The sequence below is a fragment of the Laspinema sp. D2d genome (genome assembly GCF_025370755.1).
Lineage (GTDB): Bacteria > Cyanobacteriota > Cyanobacteriia > Cyanobacteriales > Laspinemataceae > Laspinema.
This window is the reverse complement of record NZ_JAMXFC010000039.1, coordinates 48,546-66,333: the sequence shown is the minus strand read 5'-3', so window position 1 is coordinate 66,333 and position 17,788 is coordinate 48,546. Positions and strand designations below refer to the sequence as shown.

At 46.6% G+C, this 17,788-nt stretch carries 13 protein-coding genes; 3 read left to right on the top strand and 10 right to left on the bottom strand.

Features of this window, described 5'->3' with window-relative positions; genetic code table 11:
* Window positions 1-284 (top strand): hypothetical protein (locus tag NG796_RS21785; RefSeq protein WP_261209220.1); only part of this gene is annotated, 284 nt, incomplete at its 5' end.
* Window positions 285-368: 84 nt separating this feature from the next.
* Here the strand turns inward: NG796_RS21785 and NG796_RS21780 are convergent.
* From NG796_RS21780 to NG796_RS21770, 3 genes are all read right to left on the bottom strand, one after another.
* Window positions 369-1,139: a YebC/PmpR family DNA-binding transcriptional regulator gene (locus NG796_RS21780; protein WP_261209219.1), complete on the bottom strand. Its 771-nt coding sequence runs from the start codon at window positions 1,137-1,139 to the stop codon at window positions 369-371.
* Window positions 1,140-1,624: 485 nt separating this feature from the next.
* Window positions 1,625-8,488, bottom strand: coding sequence for a hypothetical protein (locus NG796_RS21775; protein WP_261209218.1), 6,864 nt, complete (start codon window positions 8,486-8,488; stop codon window positions 1,625-1,627).
* 168 nt (window positions 8,489-8,656) lie between these two features.
* On the bottom strand, window positions 8,657-8,815 hold the full coding sequence (locus NG796_RS21770) for a hypothetical protein (protein WP_261209217.1): 159 nt from the start codon (window positions 8,813-8,815) through the stop codon (window positions 8,657-8,659).
* An 895-nt stretch (window positions 8,816-9,710) separates the two neighbouring features.
* On the opposite strand from NG796_RS21770, the gene NG796_RS21765 reads away from it, so the two are divergent.
* A complete protein-coding gene (locus NG796_RS21765; protein ID WP_261209216.1) occupies window positions 9,711-9,872 on the top strand; it encodes a hypothetical protein in 162 nt (53 codons plus the stop codon).
* Between the two features lie 190 nt (window positions 9,873-10,062).
* Here the strand turns inward: NG796_RS21765 and NG796_RS21760 are convergent, their stop codons facing one another.
* From NG796_RS21760 to argS, 7 genes are all read right to left on the bottom strand, one after another.
* Window positions 10,063-10,287, bottom strand: coding sequence for a UPF0175 family protein (locus NG796_RS21760; protein ID WP_261209215.1), 225 nt, complete (start codon window positions 10,285-10,287; stop codon window positions 10,063-10,065).
* Between the two features lie 157 nt (window positions 10,288-10,444).
* Window positions 10,445-11,794, bottom strand: coding sequence for a GH1 family beta-glucosidase (locus tag NG796_RS21755; RefSeq protein WP_261209214.1), 1,350 nt, complete (start codon window positions 11,792-11,794; stop codon window positions 10,445-10,447).
* A gap of 138 nt (window positions 11,795-11,932) precedes the next feature.
* Window positions 11,933-12,316, bottom strand: coding sequence for a sulfite exporter TauE/SafE family protein (locus NG796_RS21750; RefSeq protein WP_261209213.1), 384 nt, complete (start codon window positions 12,314-12,316; stop codon window positions 11,933-11,935).
* 80 nt (window positions 12,317-12,396) lie between these two features.
* Complete coding sequence (locus tag NG796_RS21745; RefSeq protein WP_261209212.1) at window positions 12,397-13,197, bottom strand: sulfite exporter TauE/SafE family protein; 801 nt, start codon at window positions 13,195-13,197, stop codon at window positions 12,397-12,399.
* Window positions 13,198-13,370: 173 nt separating this feature from the next.
* The gene (locus tag NG796_RS21740; RefSeq protein ID WP_261209211.1) at window positions 13,371-13,589 is read right to left on the bottom strand and encodes a hypothetical protein; all 219 of its coding nucleotides are present in this window, start codon (window positions 13,587-13,589) and stop codon (window positions 13,371-13,373) included.
* A gap of 131 nt (window positions 13,590-13,720) precedes the next feature.
* Complete coding sequence (locus tag NG796_RS21735) at window positions 13,721-14,230, bottom strand: hypothetical protein (RefSeq protein WP_261209210.1); 510 nt, start codon at window positions 14,228-14,230, stop codon at window positions 13,721-13,723.
* A gap of 342 nt (window positions 14,231-14,572) precedes the next feature.
* A complete protein-coding gene (gene argS / locus NG796_RS21730; protein WP_261209209.1) occupies window positions 14,573-16,330 on the bottom strand; it encodes an arginine--tRNA ligase in 1,758 nt (585 codons plus the stop codon).
* Window positions 16,331-16,534: 204 nt separating this feature from the next.
* Here argS and NG796_RS21725 point away from each other — a divergent pair, with 204 nt between their 5' ends.
* Entirely contained in the window at window positions 16,535-17,680 is a 1,146-nt protein-coding gene (locus tag NG796_RS21725; RefSeq protein WP_261209207.1) for an FAD-dependent oxidoreductase, read from the top strand.
* Window positions 17,681-17,788: the final 108 nt, after the last annotated feature.

The window sequence follows — 17,788 nt, the reverse complement described above, 5'->3', positions numbered from 1 at the left end:
ACCCGCTTTTTTACGACTTCTTCATTATCTCAAACAATTGCCCCGTATGGGTTTCCCCTGCCTTGTCACCCTCTCAGGTCAAAACCTTAATCCGGGCGATGGAGGACTTAGATACCGCTATCTCGCTCAACCCGCAGATGCCGGTATTATATCCCATGCAGGAAGTGAACACCCTTCCCCAGCAACCCCAGTCCCCGGCACTTATTGCTTATGGCATTCGGTTAGAAGTGTGGATTGTATTGATTTTGCATTTCCTTGTTTTATTGAGCTTCAAAAGACGCTAGTGGGTGAGGCTATAAACACCGCCAGAGGAGGCTTTAAACCTCTGATGGTGTGATAGCCTACTATAGATTTAGCCTGTTTTTGTCTTATACCACGCTCATTTCTACTAATTCATTCGCCATATCAAAATTGGCAGTGACATTTTGGACATCATCCAAATCATCCAAAGCATCCATCATTTTCAGGAGCGATCGCGCTTGATCGGGGTCCGTTACTTCTACATTATTGTTAGCAATCCACCGTAATTCTGCATTAATAATCTTATATCCCCGCTCTTTTAAGGTTTGGTTGAGGGTTTCTAAATTAGTGGCTTCGGTAAACACTTCATATCCCGATGTATTTTCATCCAGTTCCGTAGCTTCATAAAACTCGGCACCCCCTTCTACCGATGCCTCCAAGAGTTCATCTTCCTCTATTTCCCCTTGAAGCGTCACCACGCCTTTGAGTTCAAACATCCAACTCACGCATCCAGTCTCACCTAAATTGCCGCCATTCTTACTAAAAGCGGCCCTCAAATCCGCAGCAGTCCGATTCCGGTTATCCGTCAGCGCTTCCACAATTACCGCCACACCACCGGGACCATATCCTTCATAGCGGATTGCTTCATAGTTGCTGCTGGCATCATCCCAGGTTCCAGCACCCTTGGCGATCGCCCGTTGGATGTTCTCATTGGGAATCCCTGCCGCCTTTGCCTTATCCACTGCCGTGCGTAACTGAAAGTTGCCATCCGGATCTGGAACGCCACTGCGCGCCGCAACGATAATCTCCCGCGAGATTTTTGTGAAGGTTTTCCCCTTCACCGCGTCCACTCTAGCTTTCTGCCGTTTAATATTAGCCCATTTACTATGTCCAGCCATACCGTTAATTTCTGCTTGATGTACTCTACAGCTTTAGCATAAAATTATAGAGACATGGCGGGAAGAATGGGTTTATGGGAAGGGTCCGGAGGCTTACAAGAGTAGGTTTTGATGCTCATGCTGATTGCCTTACTATTAAGTGCACCTCCGGTCCCCTCCCCTTGGCAAGGGGAGGGTTAGGGTGGGGTCTTCTTGACGTGCATAAAGCACGTCAAGAGGAATGCTTAGTTGGAAGGTCCTCTTGACGAGCGATCGCCACATCAGGAGGAAAGAGGTTGGACCAGTCTCCACACAGGCGCGATCTCTGCTCATAGTATGTGACGTGTGGTCGCCCAAGAGGGACCCCACCCTAACCCTCCCCTTGGCAAGGGGAGGGGACCGGAGGTGCACTTAAGCGTAAAAACCCCTACTGTTGCAAGCGATCGCCACCTGGTTGGGTCCTCACAATGGGGGACAACCCCTATCAATTGGATTGTCCCAACTTCCTACTCAATCGGCATAAAGTGAGAATTTGTGAGAGAATTAGCGTTGACGCCATTGAGGACGGCTAACAGTTCATCGGTAGTGGCAATGTGAATTAGAGTGTTGTCTCCTTGTTGTGTGAGCGATAGTTGGTCAAAAGTGAGATTGCTGCCGATCGCGATCGCATCTCCATTCCCGCCAGTGGGGGTGAAGTCTGCAATCACATCAACTCCCAAACCGGATTCTAGGATAAATACATCTTTGCCTTGTCCGCCGGTGAGGGTATCATCCCCTGCGCCTCCGGTGAGGGTGTCATCGTTTGCGCCGCCATCGAGGATGTCGTTGCCGTCTTCTCCGTAGAGGCGATCGCGATTGTTGCCGCCGGTGAGAGTATCATCCTCTGCACCGCCATACAGCGTATCATCTCCCGTGCCTCCGGTGAGGATATCCTTCCCTGCGCCGCCAAAGATTTCGTCATCCCCCGAGTTGCCGTCAAGGGTATCATCGCCACTGCCTCCGGTTAAGGTATCGGTACTCGATCCTCCTGTGAGGTTAACGGGAGGATCCGGTTGTACTGGGGTTTCAGTAACGGGTGGCGTGGGTTCTACTGGATTTTCCGATACTGGCGGAGTTGGTTCTACTGGATTTTCCGATACTGGCGGAGTCGGTTCTACTGGATTTTCCGATACTGGCGGAGTCGGTTCTACTGGATTTTCCGATACTGGCGCAGTTGGTTGTACCGGATTTTCCGATATTGGTGGAGTTGGTTCTACTGGATTTTCCGATATTGGTGGAGTTGGTTCTACTGGATTTTCCGATACTGGTGGAGTCGGTTCTACTGGATTTTCCCCCACAGGTGGGGTGGGTTCTACTGGATTTTCTGATATTGGTGGAGTTGGTTCTACTGGATTTTCTGATATTGGTGGAGTTGGTTCTACTGGATTTTCCGATACTGGCGCAGTTGGTTCTACTGGATTTTCCGATACTGGAGGAGTTGGTTCTACTGGATTTTCCGATACTGGAGGAGTTGGTTCTACCGGATTTTCGGCAACGAGTGGGTTGTTTGGTTGTCCTGGATTTCCGGCAACGGGTGGGTTGTTCGGTTGTCCTGGATTTCCGGCAACGGGTGGGTTGTTTGGTTGGATGACGGGGGGAGAGATTGGCGGGGTGTTGGGTTGGGGTGCAAAGATAATGGTAGTTTCGCTGGGTGCGGTTTCGGTTTCCGCAGGCAGTTCGGAGAGGGTGATTTCAGGAATCACGGAGAGTTCTGGCGCAGTGGGTTCGCTGCCGATGCGGATGCCTTTGAGGACGGCGAGGAGTTCGTTGTTGCCGGTGTAATGGATGAGGGTATCGTTGATAAATTCGTTAGTACCGGCGGTGAAGGAGATTAGGTTTTCGGTGAGGTCGCCGATAAACCCGAATTTGTCTTTGGCGAAGTCGAAGTTATAGATAAATTCTACTCCAAACCCAAGGCCAAGCATGAAGGTGTCTTTACCGGCACCACTATATAAATGGTCGTTGCCGAGTCCGCCGTAGAGGATGTTATCTCCTTTTTCTGCATGGAGGGTATCTTCCCCTTGGCCGCCATGTAGGATATCGTTGCCGGTATGTGCGAATAGGAGGTCGTTTCCTTCTTTGCCGAAGAGGGTGTCATCGCCGGAATGTCCCTTGAGGGTGTCGTTGTCTGCGCCACCGTCGATATAGTCGTGATCTGCACCGCCGTCGATGAGGTCGTTGCCGCTGTCTCCATATAAGATGTCGTTGTGGGAACCGCCGGAAATTTCGTCATTATCTGCGCCACCGTGGATGGAGTCGTCGCCGGAACTGCCATCGAGGAAATCTGTGCCTGCGCCTCCGGAGATGGTGTCATCGCCGGAACGTCCGAGAATGCTGTCGTTGCCTAATCCGCCGTCGAGAACATCATCTCCTTCTCGTCCATCCAGGTAATCGTTGCCTTCGCCACCGATTAAGGTATCGGAACCGACTTTGCCATCGAGGATGTCGTCGCCGCCTAATCCGCTGAGGACGTTGGCACCGTTATCGCCGATCAGGGTATCGTTATATTCGGAACCTTCGACGTTTTCCACGTTGCGAATTCTGTCCCCTTCGGCATCGCCACCGACGCCGCGTCCCGGTTGCAGGTGGAGGTAGATGGGTGCGGGGGAGTTGAAGTAAGATACAGTATCGTCACCTGCGCCGCCATCCTGGAAGTCGGCACCTGCGCCACCGACGAGGAAATCGTCGCCATCGCCGCCGTAGAGTTCGTCATCATCTTCGCCACCGAATAAACTATCGTCTCCCGCATCCCCGGCGAGGATATCTTCTCCGGTTTCGCCGTAGAGAAGGTCGATGTCGTTGCCGCCACTCATTTGGTCGTTGCCTGCGCCGCCGTAGAGGGTGTCGTCGCCGTTGTCTCCGGCCATGATGTCGTTGTCGCCATCGCCATAGAGGGTGTCGTCGCCGTCGTTCCCACTCATTTGGTCATCCCCTGCGCCACCGGAGAGGAAGTCTTCGCCGCCGTCTCCGGCCATGATGTCGTTGCCGTCTTCGCCGTAGAGGAGGTCGTTTTCGCTACCGCCACTCATTTGGTCATCGCCGCTTCCGCCATAGAGGAGGTCTTCTCCGGCATCTCCGGTCATGGTGTCGTTGTCGCTATCGCCGTAGAGGAGGTCTTGACCGTCGTTGCCACTGATATGGTCATCCCCTGCGCCACCGTGAAGCGTGTCCTCGCCTCCATCTCCGGTGATTTGGTCGTTGCCGTCTTCGCCGAAGAGGAGGTCTTGGTCAGCGTTGCCACTCATTTGGTCGTTGCCGGTTCCGCCGTGAAGGGTGTCATCGCCGTTGTCTCCGGCCATGATGTCGTTGTCGCCATCGCCGTAGAGGAGGTCTTGACCGTCGTTACCGTTCATTTGGTCATCCCCTGCGCCACCGGAGAGGAAGTCTTCGCCATCATCTCCGGTCATCGTGTCGCTGCCGTCGTCGCCGTAGAGGATGTCGTTGTCGGCGTTGCCACTCATTAAGTCGTTGCCGGTTCCGCCATGTAGGGTGTCTTGGCCGTTGTCTCCGGCGATCGCATCATCCCCACTGTCGCCAAATAGCAAGTCTTGGTCATCGTTGCCACTCATTTGGTCGTTGCCATCGCCACCATGTAGGGTGTCGTTTCCGCTGTCTCCGGTCATGATGTCGTTGCCGTCTTCGCCATACAGCAAGTCTTGGCCGTCGTTGCCTTGGAGGATGTCCTCTCCGGCGTCACCGTGAATGATGTCTTCGCCTTCGTTGCCGGTGATGTTGTCGTTGCCGTCGTTGCCGTTGATGATATCGTTGCCGAGGTCGCCGGTGATGTTGTCGTTGCCTGCATCTCCGAATATGCGATCGTTGCCGTCATCCCCGGAAATGCGATCGTTGTCGGTTCCGCCGTTGATGATGTCGTCGCCGTCGTTGCCTAAGATGTTGTCGTCTCCGGCATCTCCTTGGATGCTGTCGTTGCCGAGGTTGCCTGCGATAATGTCGTTGTTGTCGCCACCACTGATGGTGTCTTCGCCATCATCTCCGGTGATGCTGTCGTCTCCCGCATCTCCGAAGATTTGGTCATTGTGGTTGCCACCGGAAATGGTGTCTTTATCGTTGCCGCCGGAGATGGTGTCGAGACCATCGTTGCCTTCGATGCTGTCGTTACCGTCGTTGCCTTCTATATAATCTTGGTCGGCATTTCCGGTGATGTTGTCGTCTCCGGCATCTCCTTGGATATTGTCGTTGCCGCTGTCGCCGGTGATGCGATCGTTGTCGTCACCGCCGGAAATGGTGTCGTTGTCTTCGTTGCCAGAGATGTTGTCGTCTCCGGCATCTCCTTGGATGCTGTCGTTGCCGAAGTTGCCAGCGATAATGTCGTTGTTGTCGCCACCACTGATGTAGTCGTCGCCGTCATCTCCGGTGATGCTGTCGTCTCCGGCATCTCCGAAGATTTGGTCGCTGTCGTTGCCGCCGGAAATGGTGTCTTTGGCGTTGCCGCCGGAGATGGTGTCTAAACCATCGTTGCCTTGGATGCTGTCGTTGCCGTCGTTGCCTTCGATGTTATCTTGACCGGCATCTCCGGTGATGTTGTCTTCGCCTTCGTTGCCGAAGATTTGGTCATCCTGGTTGCCGCCAGAGATGCGATCGTCGCCGGTGTTGCCTTCGATGTAGTCGTTGCCGTTGTCGCCGGTGATGATATCGTTGTCTTCGTTGCCTTGGATGGTGTCTTCGTTGTCGCCACCGGAAATGTTATCGTTTCCTTCGTTGCCTTGGATGCTGTCGTGGCCGTCGTCTCCAGTGATAAGATCGGCTCCTGTTTCCCCATAAATTAAATCATTACCATGACCCCCAGAAACTGTATCATTACCAAAGCCTGCATAGATTCTGTCTGCATCATCGCCACCATATATTTCATCTTCATAAACTCCAGTAGTATTAAAATTAGAAGCTTCTGGAGGTAGAGAATTTAATACCAAACCAGGATTGAATCCTTGTTCAGATGCTTCGGCGTTAAGTGTTGAACTAAAGGAGGTAAAGCTGGCTTCAGCATCACTAACAACAATATCTCCATCATAATCTTGAATTTCGTTTCGATCTCCATGAATTTCGTCTACACCTTTTCCACCCCAAATTTTATCGCTTCCTTCACCGCCAATAATTATATCTCCCGGTGTTCCAGCATCTTCATCTCCTCCATAAATCCAATCTGCATCATTTCCCCCATTTAACAAATCACGTCCTGCGCCTCCCTTTAATTCATCACTGCCCCCAAGTCCAAAAAAGTAATCATTACCGTTTCCACCAGAAATTTTATCAGCAAAGCTTTGAGTTCCTGGAGGTACTGGGCCTACAAATCCACCAAACTTTGCATTTGAACCAATAATTATTTCAATATCAACAAGAATATCTTCATTTCCATATCCATCATCAGTTACTCGATAAATATCAGAACCACCTAATTTGTCTATTTTAAGAGAAATGCCATGATCGCTGAGAGAATAATTTACTACATCGTTACCATTACCTCCATCTAGAAAATCATAGCCCTGCATCCCATTAATGATATCGTCTCCTCCCTTCGCACGGACAACATCATTTCCTGCAAGATCAAAAAATACTTCCCCTCTGGCAATTTCTTGTCCTTCTATCCAGTCTCCGTGATTAGAACCCGTGGATACCCAACCATTTTCCGTTAATGTGGGTACACCAGATGGTGATAGCGGAGAAAAGTAATAACCCTTTGGATTGAGTGCTTCAAAACTATCTCGAAAATCGGCCTTGAAATCTTCTCGGTTAAAATAACCCACAAAAGGAAGGTCTGCACTGTGGTGAATACCTAAACCCTTCAATATATCGCCCATTAAGTCGGGTAACGTTGTGAGAAAATGCAGAATCTTGTTTTTATTTGATTGAAGTCCAGAAAATTGTAGCTTGGGAACTGGATCTCCTTCGTCTTCATATTTAGAAATTACAAAACCTGTAGAAGTTGGCGATTCATAATTAGTTGGAGAACCTAACCTAATAATTTTTACTTTTTCCGGATTTGTTCCGGAAAAGCGAGTATTTCTAAGGGCATCTTCAACAAAATAATTTCCTTGAGAATGAGCAACAATAATTAGAGAATTATTACTATCACTTTTGAGTAAGTTAGTTGCATTATCAACCCATCCAGTAGCACCAGCTCCACCGAAATTAACATCACTACTTGCTATACTAGGATTATCAGACATAAACTGATGTAAGGATTCTAACAAATCATTGGGAGTATTACCTGGAATAAGAAATTGTTTCTCTACTTCCCACAAAAATTCATCTAAATTTCCATATTTTTCTAAAAAATCAACTATTCTTTTAGCGCCTTCTTCGTTTATTATTCTTAATAAATCAGAATGCTTACTAACTCCATCTACTAAATCTTTTTTAATTATGTTTTCCAACCATTCTGGACTTAAAAAATCAACTGTTTCGTTCCATTTTTCCAGTGCTGGCTTAAAAAGCAATCTAGATAAAATTTCATGAAAATCTGTATAAGTCTCTTCTAAAGCCATCACTGATGAAACAATTGGAATCGGTCCTATCTCTACAGAAGAAGGATTATGTACTGGAGTGTAAATTGCTGAATTTACAGGATGGTTTAGATTTACTTGTTCCGATAAGTTTTCTGCGGTTTTTTCAAATAAATTTTTATCAGTTTGAATTCCGTTGATAAAAACAATTTGAGTTTTATTTCGTTCTTCAATTAAACTATTAAAAGCAGAATCAGCATTCCAACTGTATCCATTTGAAAAACTTGTAGCTGATTGTTCCCCTTGAATGTTAGACGATAAAGGCAATAGAAGAGATTGGTTATTCAAGCTACTATTTTTAATAGTAAACCCTCCATTCAAAACGATCGCATCATCTTCACCCTGCAACGCCTGAACCTGAGACTCACTCAACTCAAACCCTTGCACTAAATTAGAAAAATATTCCCCTTCATCCCCTGGAGTATCCTCATCATTAATCTGCCAATCCACATAATGGCCGATTTCTTCCAACAACACGCTGTTAATGGCGGAAAGATTATCCGCATACTGACTCAGAAAGTCTTCGGAGAAGTAAATCGTATTATTTTCTCCGGCATAAGCAGCATTTGCGCCACGGAGTTGGGTTCCGGTGAGGATTTCGATTTGCGGAAGTGATGCAAAGTCTCCGGCAATCCACTGCTGCCGTAACCCTTCTAATTTATCCGCATGGAAGGTTTCGCCAAAAGCGGTTTGGATTTTGAGGAGAAATTCTTCACGGTTGGCGAAGTCGCTTAAGGTGTTGTAGGCGTTTTTCAGGGACTCTTCTACTAAGGCGGCGTGAGTGGAGTTGGCAAGGTTGGTATTCAACATGGTTCTATCCTCGTTTTTGTTTGATGGTGTAGGCTGTTTTTTCGGTGTGAGGCACGGGTTTGGGTTGGATTCGGTGCCTGGGTGGGGATGATTGGGGGCGGTTTTACGGAGTGGGTTAGGGGTGGGGGCGCATCTGGTTTGTCTTCGATAGACTCCGGTGAAATGACTCTATTTATTTACTGGGGAAGCGGGATGAGTTTTATGCAGGGATAAATGGTGGTGGGAGAAAATTTGACGGGGTGATGCCGCTGAAACCCTCTCCTGTGGAAGGTTAGGGGAATTTTGCCGAGAAGTGGCAATGGGCGATCGCCAAGGCATGAGACTCATCAAATAAACGCACTCCTTGCTACAAACAGCATCACGGTTGGGGTTTGGGGGGCGATCGGGACCGGAGTGGATTTCCAAGTCCCCCTTTTTAAAGGGGATTTAGGGGGATCCGTCTGATTCGGGTCAGGGTGCGATCGCCTTCTATTCCCTTCTCTAGGACTGTCTCTGCTGGAAAATGCGGTTTTTACGCCGAATCTCGGATATTGTTACAAAGCTTTACGTTAGGCGGGTAAAACGGGGTCAATTCTGACTCTGTGGAAAAGGTGCAATCAACCCGATTGGGCGTGACACCTGGGTTGCACAGATCTGGAGGTGCTTATTATTAAAGTCCAGAGGAAATCTGAGATAAGAACCCTGGATTCGGTGTCTGACGCGGGAATGACCAGATAAGGGTCTTTTATTTAGGGTTTCAAGTCTATTGAGGTTCACCTACTTGGATGAACTGGTTTTTTGCGATTCAACTCAAACCGCGCACTTTTAAAATCAACCAATTGGGGGATACTTTTTGGGTGAAGCGGTTAGATAGTGGATTTAACGGTAGAGAAAACCGTTTTAATTTTATGGGGAGTGATTCCAAGAATTTACTGATTTTCTTGATGACCTCCTGTAGTTTTGCAATCTTGCCGTTAGTATATCACGCAATTTTTCTTTGTCCACAAATTTATTAAATTAATATTTGTAAATTGATGGTTATTTACTGTTTTTTGGCAATAGTATTAATACGAATATATCGGGGAATTTTAAAATTGATGTATCAGTCAATTAGTGAAATTACAGAGGGAATGTTGGGGAGTGGGCGCAAGTTTAGCCACTACCAGAAAATCTTTACTTTTTTAATACAATGAATAATTTGTAAGTGAGTGAGAAGTGATAGGGGTTGAGGAAGGATGAAACAGTGCGAATTTTGAGCAATTCTATCGGGAAGGATGCAATAGAGGTGGAAATTGTGTCAAAGGGCGATCGGGCTTCCTGTGAAGTTGGGGATAAGGAGGCGATCGCTCAAGAAGAACCCCACCCTAACCCTCCCCTTGCCAAGGGGAGGGGACCGGAGGTGTAGTTAATAACAAGGGAAGGCGATCGCTCAAGAAGAACCCCACCCTAACCCTCCCCTTGCCAAGGGGAGGGGACCGGAGGGAGGTGCAGTTAATAACAAGGGAAATCACTATGAGTGTAAAAAACTTCCGCTTGTAAGGAGAGGGGGCTTTGCTGGGTACGGAATAGGCGATCGGTTCCTGTGTTTCTAAAACTTATAATCCCAATTCTTCTCGCCATTCTTCAGTAGAATAGGCAAAGACTGGAACTTGATATTTTCCTAAAATTTCCATAAAACTTCGTTTAGAATATCCGGCTAATTGTGCCGCTTGTCCTAGAGAGACTTTGCTCACTTCATAAAGTTTGATGGCTAAAAAAAGTTTAGCTTCGTCCTCAGACAAGCCTGGGGGTAAATTAATTTTGAGTTCGCTTACATTCATCAGGGTTGACTCTATCCCTACTATTTATAAAATTGCTAACTCTATTATAAGTCGATGCGATCGCCCTTGGTGGGGTATCCTACATTGTCGGCAGGGTTACTGGTGGATCGGTTGGGGCGATCGCCTCTTGGTTTGGGCCTATTATCCGGTGGAAATCCTATTCCTCTACCCCATTTCGGTTCATGACTTCGCGATACCACCAGGCACTTTGTTTGGGAATGCGTTTACCGCTGTCAAATTCGACGCGAACTAATCCAAATCGGGGATAAAATCCATGTGCCCATTCAAAGTTATCCATCAGGGTCCACACATAATATCCGTGTAAATTGACGCCATCGGCAATGGCATCATGAGCGGCAATAAAGTGCGATCGCAAGTAATTAATGCGTCCCCAATCTTCTACAAATCCCTCGTAATTGGGAGTATCTTGCAAGGCACAACCGCCTTCAGTAATATAGAGTTTCGGATTGCCATAGTGGTTTTTAAAATCTAACAAAACTGAGGTTAATCCGGGCGGATTGACTCCCCATCCCATATCGGTTTGACCCCAACCGGGTGCAGAAACTTGGGTAGAGTTTAGTTTGAATAATCCTCCCCATTGAGCAAAGGCAACGTTTAAGGTAAAATAATAGTTAATCCCTACAAAGTCGATGGGGGTCGATATGAGTTCCAAATCTCCGGTTTCTATTTTTGTTGCGTGGCAACCAATCCAGTTAAATAAGGGTTCGGGATATTCTCCTTTGAATAGAGGATCAGCAAATAAGGCGGTACTGGTTTGATACATTCGCTCACAGGCGGCGATGTCTGCTTGGCGATCGCTGGCGGGTTGATAGTGATTCACACTTAGCACAATGCCGATTTCACCGTTATAGTTGCCTTCTCGAAAGATTTGTACGGCTTTTCCGTGAGCAACCAGCAGGTGATGTGAGGTTTGATAGGCTTGGGAATAGTCTGCTATACCAGGAGCAAAGTTCCCGAAAGCATATCCCATAAAGGCGAGGACTGCTGGTTCATTGTGAGTCGTCCACAAGGGAACGCGATCGCCTAATTTCTCAAACACGACTCGCGCATAGTCTGCAAACCAATCTATACTATCGCGATTTACCCATCCGCCAAGTTCTTGGAGGGTTTGGGGTAAATCCCAATGATTTAAGGTAATATTGGGGATAATATTGGCTTCCAGGAGATGGTCTACCAGGCGATCGTAAAACTCCAATCCTTTGGGATTGACTTGACCTCTTCCTTCCGGTAGAATTCGAGGCCAAGAGAGAGAAAAGCGATAGGTTTGTAACCCCAATGCCTGCATTAATGCCACATCTTCCGGCATTTTATGATAGTGGTTACAAGCAACATCCCCGTTGTCCCCATTCAGAATTGTATGCTGGCGATGGGTGAATCGGTCCCAGATACTTTCCCCTTTGCCATCTTCATTCCACGCGCCTTCGATTTGATAAGCAGCGGTTGCTGCACCCCAGAGAAATCCCTCGGGAAATTGTCTTAAACTCATTTAACTTTCTCTCTCTATTTGTATTAATTTAATCTATACTATCAAATCGGATTGTCTAAAGTTTTTTTGTTGAACAGCCTGCGGAGGCAGGCTTTGTCCCTGTAGACCCCCCCTTTAGAGTGTAGGATTTTATAGCCATTACCGGGTAAACAAATTTGGAAACAAATATCTAAACCCAAGGAGGAATAAGAAAGCCCCATATAGTTTTTTCATAAATTCGCTACTGATAAAGGGTTGATTGGCAAATAAAGCACCAAAATAATTTCCAATGAGTAAACCCAATGCGATGACTGCTGCATATTTAAAGTTTAAATTGCCATTTTTATAATAGACCATTGCACCTAATAATCCAATGGGTAAAATTTGAGCAGCGATAGAGGTTCCCGTTGCCAATTTTTGGTCTAATGACAGCACCAAAACCATTGCAGGGACCATAATCGCACCCCCACCAATGCCAAACATTCCACCGGCGACACCGGCAACTAATCCAATCACAAGCAGTTGAATTAACAGGGTAGACATGGCAATTTATCTAATCAGGTTGGGGTTAGATTATCTCGGTTGGGGGACAATCGTCAATAGCCAACAAATACTTTTGGGATTTATACGATCGCGCTGACTAACCCTTGATGCATCATGTACACAGATAAGACAAATAGGATGAGGCGGAATAGAGTATTAATTAAGGTAGCGCTGAGGTGAGGCAGGAGGCGGGTTCCCAGTTGCACCCCGAGGATGCCACCGCAACCGATACATAAACCGGGAATCCACAAAACATTGCCATTCCAGGCATATTGGACTAAACCGGAAGCGGCGATCGCGGTGACTGCGGCGAGGGTTGTCGGGACGGCGGAGGCGATGGATTCTCCCAGGAGTAAGACTTGTAAGGGAACCATAACAATGCCACCGCCAATCCCAAATAATCCGGCGATCGCACCTCCGAGACAACCAATTTTGGCAAACTCCCACCGGGAACGGGTCTGATTTTTGCCCGAAATGTCCGAAGAATCTAAGTCTAGTAAGTTGGCAAAACTTTCCGTATCAATTAAGGTCTTTCTTAATCCCATTAAATAAATAGCTCCTAATAATAATATAGAAAAAGAAATAGCCAACCAGCTATCAGGAAGATGTCGAGCCAGCCAAGCTCCCATTTGGACCGCAGGAACCCCAAACAGAGCAATTTGCAACGCATTTCGCCAGTTTAGTTGGTTGGTCCAACTATATCGAATCGTGCCAGATAGTGCGGTTAAAAATACCCCAATTAAACTGGTGGCAGCAGCAGTCACTACAGGAAATCCCCATAAGTTTAAGACGGGGACAATCAAAATTCCTCCGCCTAATCCAAACAGTCCCGCCAGCAATCCAGTACAAATTCCCAACCCGAACAGTATCGCTAAATTCATTTAAGAAGCTCCTTAAAATGGCGGTTTATTCTGCCATTATAGAAGTTTACAACGATGGATTCACTCCGTGGGTAAGCGGGGATACCTTTAAATAAAAATGCCTGTCATTCCTGCATTGGCATCGAATCCAGGCATTTTTTACCCAATTTTTCTACTGCACCGGATCTAGCGCCTTACTCGGAGTCGCGGGGGGTTAGTTCTTCAATTTGTTCTCGGGTTAATTCCGTAACATTCATGATTTGTTCCACGGACATTCCACTGAGCAGTAGATTCCTGGCAATTTCGGCGATCGTTTCCTGGCGTGCTTCCTGACGTGCTTCTTCTAGTCCTTCTTTGAAACCAATCTCGAAACCTTCGGCAAAAATCTCTTGATAAATGGATGATTCACGCATAGCAATAATAGAAGTCTATAAAGATGGATTAACTCTGTTGATAAGTTTAAATAAAAATGCCTGTCATCCCTGTATTGGCATCGAATCCAGGCATTTTTACCCAACTTTTCAACTGAACCGGATCCAGCGAATTACTCGGAATCGCGGTTAGTCAATTGCTCAACTCGTTCTCGGGTTAATCCTGTGACATTCATGATTTGTTCCACGGACATTCCACTGAGCAGTAGATTCCTGGCAATTTCGGCGATCGCTTCCTGGCGTCCTTCCTGGCGTCCTTCGGCTAAAATGTCTTGATAAATGGGTGACTCACGCATAATGTCCCTCCGGAGAATCCTGTTAATTAACTCTCGATCTAATACTAACCCAGCTAGAACCGAAGAAGCCGCTACTAAATTCGCCTGTTGTTGTCGGTTATCGATGCGTTCAATTAATTGAGCAACTTCGTTTAACACCTCTTCGGCATTTTCTGTGCGGGTTAAGGCAGCAAATGGAAATAAACCCGGTGCATTTAAAAACAGTTCGGTGGGTTGCTCCCAGAGACGGATGACCTCAAACCGATGAGTCATTTGTGGGAGAATAAATTCGGTTTGATGGACTAATGACGAATTGGTTTTTCTGAGGTAAATCACCACCTGGCGCATATCTTTTCCCGAAAGCGTCGATACCCGCGTAGCCGATAGTCGGCCATGCGAAATGGAATCTCTTCATCGGGGTCGGTTGGGAATTCTATATGCAATACCGAATGTTCGGACTGGTGGAGAATCAGAGAATCGGCGCGAATGGGTTCTACGGAGTACGGAGAGTTCTTTGGGACTGAAAATCGTTAAGTCGATGGGTTTTCCCATTAACAAGGAGGCAAAGTCCCGGCTAAATTTATCAATTAGAAATCGACATAAGATATCGTACATGATTCAAACGAATAGAGTTTGATATAATTGGGTGCATTACGAATCCAAAACTCAGGCTCTAATGCACCCAATGCTTTACATCCGGTCAATGAGTTGGATCCCTAATAAAGACAACCCAAGTTTTAAGGTTTTTGCTGCTAAATCACAAAGCAATAAGCGGGAGGTGCGCTGTGGTTCGTCTGCTTGCAATACGGGACAGTTTTCGTAGAACTGATTGAATTTTTTGCTGAGTTGATAGAGGTACTCACACAGACGATTCGGCAACAACTCTTTTTCTACTTCTTTGAGAACTTCACTTAAACTCAGGATATGTTTGGCTAAGGCTAATTCCGTCTCTTCTTCCAATTTAATTTGAATATCAGAACTGAGATTGTCGAAATCGATATTGCCTTGGCGGCTAATTCCCTGAATGCGGACAAAGGCATAGAGCATATAGGGTGCGGTATTGCCTTGGAGGGAGAGCATTTTATCGTAACTAAAGATATAACTACTGCTCCGATTTTGACTAAGGTCGGCATATTTGACCGCACCAATTCCAACGACGCGGGAGACATTTTCGATGAATTCTGCGCTTTCGGAACGGCCTTCTTCTTGGATAATGCTTTCGAGTTGAGCGCGTGCACGGAGGACGGCTTCATCTAATAAATCCCGCAAGCGCACGGTGTCTCCTTCACGGGTTTTGAGTTTCTTTCCACCTTCTCCTAAAACTAATCCAAAGGGGACATGAACCACGTCAATATTGTCGGGAATCCAATCGGCGCGTCTAGCAACTTGAAAGAATTGAGCAAAGTGGGTGGATTGACCGCTATCGGTGACATAGATGATACGATCGCATTTATCTTCTTCAATCCGATACCGCAATGCCGCTAGGTCAGTGGTGGCATAATTATATCCCCCATTGGTCTTCTGAACGATTAACGGTTGGGGTTCCCCTTCTTTGTTAGTAAATCCCTCTAAAAAGACACATTTTGCACCTTGGTCTTCCACTAATAATCCTTGATTTTCTAAATCTTCTACAACTTTAGAAAGCAACGGATTATAGAAGGATTCTCCTCGTTCAGTTAGCTGAATATCCAACAAGTTATAAATTTGTTGAAACTCCTGGCGGGATTGTTCGCACAGCAGTTCCCAGGCGCGGATTGCCTCGCGATCGCCTGCTTGCAATTTGACCACTTGCTGCCGAGACATCTCCCGGAATTCTTCATCTTCATCAAAGCGCTGTTTCGCCTTTTTATAAAAGGCCACTAAATCCCCTAACTCTAACGCATTCGCCGTGGTTAAGGCATCGGGAGATACTTCCCGTAAATAGGTAATCAACATCCCAAATTGTGTCCCCCAATCTCCTACATGATTGAGGCGCAAGACATCATGTCCCCAAAATTCTAAAATTCGGGCGATGCTATCTCCAATAATTGTAGAACGCAAATGTCCCACGTGCATTTCTTTTGCAATATTGGGACTAGAAAAATCTACTACCACTCGTTGCGGGTGGGTAACGGGTTCAATTCCTAACCGTTCATCCCCTTCAATGGCGGCGAGTTGCTGTTCTAAATAACTCCGTTTTAGGGTAAAATTAATAAAGCCCGGTCCGGCAATTTCTGGCGGTTCACAAAATTCTGAGACATCGATATTCTCTATGATTTTTTGGGCAATATCCCGGGGCTTTTGCTTTAAAGGCTTTGCCAAAGACATGGCTAAATTTGCTTGATAATCCCCAAATTTGGGATTAGTCGTTGGTACTAAAACCGGATCAGTCCCGGCCAGTTCTTCCCCAAAGGCAGCGATTAGGGCTTTTTCTACTTGGTTTCTTAGCAGTTCGTTGGTTGATTTCATAAGACGCGATAAGATGGCAACTCCAGAAGATTGACGCAGTTTTTTTAGCAATCTAGTTCTCTCTCATCCTATCATTTTTGGTGATTAATGATGGATAAGGTGGGAGGAGAATGAGGTAGAGTAAAATGAATGTGGTCAAGTCTGGATGTCCGATGTCAGATTTCCGACATGATTACCTCGAATCCTGCAACCACTACTAAAATAATGAAACACCTTGTTTTAATCGGTGGGGGTCATAGTCATGCGATCGCCTTGCGAGAGTTTGCCAAGTCTCCCGTCCCTGGAATTCACATCACCTTAATTAGCGATGTGCTTCAGACTCCCTATTCGGGAATGTTACCCGGTTATTTGGCGGGGTTTTATACCTTTGAAGAAGCACATATTGATTTGAGACCCTTGGCAAATTTAGCGGAGGCCGAATTTTATTGCGATCGCGCGATCGGTCTTGATTTACAACAAAATCAAGTCCTCTGTACCCATCATCCCCCCGTTCCTTTTGATATCCTTTCTATTGATATTGGTAGCACTCCTGCTACTCTCAATGTCCCCGGTGCCGCCACTTATGGCATTCCCGCTAAACCCGTCCCCAAATTATTAGAATTCTGGCAGCAATTTCGAGAAGAAGTCATGCAGTCTCCCCAACAATTCCGCAGTGTAGCTATTGTCGGGGGAGGTGCTGGTGGGGTTGAATTAACCTTATCGATTCAAGCGCATCTGAACAAAATATTAGAGCAAAAATACCACAAAAATATAGAATATCATCTCTTTCATCGCAGCAGTCACATTCTCTCCAGCCACAGTCGCTATGCTGCTCAAACCTTAACCCGCATCATGCAGGATCGGGGAATTCACCTACACCTCAATCAAACCGTTAGCCGGTTAGAAAAGCTCCCCTCAGAACGCCTAAAATTAGACTGTAAATCAGGATTACAAATAGAGTGTGAGCAAGTATTTTGGGTGACTCAAGCTTCTGCACCCGATTGGCTATCCGCCTCGGGATTATCCACAGACGATCGCGGGTTTATCCAAGTCAATGACCACTTACAATCTATTTCTCATTCTACCGTCTTTGCTTCCGGAGATATTGCCACCCTGCTCAACAATCCGCGACCCAAAGCAGGAGTCTTTGCCGTACGCCAGGGAAAACCTTTGTTTGAAAATCTCTGCCGCAGTTTACAGGATAAACCCTTAATTTCTTACCATCCGCAACAGCAATTTTTAACCTTAATTGGTACGGGTACGGGAAAAGCAGTCGCCTCCCGAGGGAAATTTGGGTTAGGTCCGTTTCGGTTAATTTGGACTTGGAAAGATTGGATTGATCGGCGGTTTATGGACCAGTTTAATCCGTGACTTGAAATCCCGGCGATCGCCCTAAAAAGTTAACCCTATCTCCCCTAGACAACCCAGGACCGACTTTAATCTATCTCTCGGTAGAGGTAAGAGCCTGCAACGGTATCT